This window comes from Streptomyces sp. NPDC002130 (assembly GCF_040296465.1).
In the GTDB taxonomy this organism is placed as follows: Bacteria; Actinomycetota; Actinomycetes; order Streptomycetales; family Streptomycetaceae; genus Streptomyces.
In genome coordinates this window covers 1-1,217 of the sequence record NZ_JBEOXI010001020.1, presented here as the reverse complement: position 1 = coordinate 1,217, position 1,217 = coordinate 1, and the positions used below count along the sequence as shown (strand labels likewise).

Below are 1,217 nucleotides of genomic sequence, written 5' to 3'. Positions count from 1 at the left end.
ACTCGGCCGGCGCCTATCAGGGCGATCTGTTTTCTCAACAACGAGCGGCGACCTATGCCCAATTGTTTTCGAGCGACGATCTCGCAGTCAAGGTGATCGACGACCTGGGTCTTCCAATGAGCGGACACGAGTTGGCCTCGCAGGTTTCGGCGGCAGCAGTGGAGAAAACCGTGCTCTTGCAAGTCTCTGTCACGGATTCGACGGCCGAAGGATCGGCCGGTATCGCCAATGCGTATGCGAAGAATTTTGCACAATATGTCGGGCAGTTGGAGACCCCTAACGGTGGTGGACGTCCGAATACGTCTGTACAGGTGGTCACCGAGGCCAACGCCGAAGATGCCAGTGGGGGGTCGAATCTCGTGATGATGTCCCTGTTCGGCCTCGTCGGTGGCCTGGTCGTCGGCGTCGGCGTCCGGGTGCTCCTTGGGCGGCTCGATCGTTCCGTTCGAAGTGCTTCCATGCTCTCAGCCGTTGCGGGCGTACCGATTTTGGCCTTCCAAGCGGCTACATCCTGGCGACCCACGACGAGCAGCAGCTTCTTGCGATCCGAGATCTCGCCGAGGAACGCGATTGCGCCCTTGGTCGAAGGCGTCTGCCCTGCAACCAATTCGGTGATGACGTGGATGCGCTCGTTGCGTGCGCGGTCAGAGAGGGCTCCGCGAAGAGCGGCTGCCTTCATCTTCTTGGGCCGCAGCCATGTCCGACAGCTCGCGGGACATGCTGAGAATCTGGTCGATCTGCTCACCATTCTGCGCGAAAGCAGCCGAGGCGCCGCTGATTCCGGCCAGAGCCCGGCCCACCTGATCGGAATCCGTGGGAATCACCTGCGAAAGGGTGTTCATCATGGACTCCATCGCCGCTAGGTCGACACCCGTGGCAGCATTGGTGGCGTCACTGCTGACGTCGTCGAGGCTGTACGGCACCGTAGTGCGGGAAAGCGGAATGACTCGCCCGTCGGAGTCGTCGACCACGCCGGCCGGCACGATCTCCAGGTAGCGCTTGCCCAGGACCGTCTTGAGTCTCACAGTCGCTGTGCTTTGGTTTCCCAAGGGTTGGTCCTTGTCCAAGCGGAAGTTGACGACGACGTGGTCGCCGGCAAGGTCGATCGAATCCACTCGGCCCGCGGGAACCCCGGCAACATAGACGGGGTCTGTGTCGGAGAGCCCGCTGGCATTGGCTGACGAGGTGCTTTCGGTCGGACTCCAGCGGGGTGATCC

General features: G+C 61.8%; 1 protein-coding gene and 1 pseudogene. Both read right to left on the bottom strand.

From position 1 onward, the window contains the following. Positions 1 to 475: 475 nt before the first annotated feature. Positions 476 to 688, bottom strand: a pseudogene (gene rplD, locus ABT116_RS48000) (50S ribosomal protein L4); the annotation flags it as partial. Next, positions 645 to 1,217: MlaD family protein (locus ABT116_RS47995; RefSeq protein ID WP_351647797.1), on the bottom strand; the 573-nt coding region annotated here is incomplete at its 5' end. The gene ABT116_RS47995 and the pseudogene rplD, both read right to left, overlap by 44 nt.